This is a genomic window from Cecembia lonarensis LW9 (genome assembly GCF_000298295.1).
Lineage (GTDB): Bacteria > Bacteroidota > Bacteroidia > Cytophagales > Cyclobacteriaceae > Cecembia > Cecembia lonarensis.
In genome coordinates, this window is sequence record NZ_AMGM01000291.1 from 1 (window position 1) to 700 (window position 700).

At 42.7% G+C, this 700-nt stretch carries 1 protein-coding gene; it reads left to right on the forward strand.

Features of this window, described 5'->3' with window-relative positions:
• A partial coding sequence (locus tag B879_RS24195) for a reverse transcriptase family protein (RefSeq protein ID WP_040401634.1) occupies positions 1-700 on the forward strand: 700 nt, incomplete at both ends.

The window sequence follows — 700 nt, forward strand, 5'->3', positions numbered from 1 at the left end:
GTGAAAGGTATAGAATAGCGAAGCAAGAGGCGAAGAAAGCTGTGAGAGAAGCTAAGTTAGCGGCTTATGACGATATGTATAAGCGACTAGATACCAAAGAAGGAGAGTTGGATATCTATAAACTAGCTAGAGCAAGGGAAAAGAAGACAAGGGACCTAAACCAAGTGAGGTGCATCAAGGATGAGGATGGAAAGGTTCTTGCTACAGAGAACGCGGTTAAAGACAGATGGAGAGGTTATTTTCATAATCTTTTCAATGAAGGACATGAAATGAGTGCTTCTTTAGGGGAGTTGAGTAACTCAGAAGAGTGTAGAAACTACTCTTTTTATCGTCGAATCCGGAAGGAAGAAGTGGTTGTAGCTTTGAAGAAGATGAAGCATAGAAAAGCAATAGGCCCAGACGATATACCAATCGAAGTGTGGAAACTTTTGGGAGAGACAGGTATAACATGGCTCACTGACCTTTTCAATAGGATTTTGAAAACGAAGAAGATGCCAAATGAGTGGCGAACGAGCACTTTGGTGCCTATCTACAAGAATAAGGGCGACGTACAAAATTGCATGAACTATAGGGGTATTAAGCTAATGAGTCATACAATGAAGCTCTGGGAGAGAGTCATTGAGCATAGATTGAGGCAAGAGACACGGGTTTCGGACAACCAATTCGGGTTCATGCCAGGGCGCTCAACCATGGAGGCAAT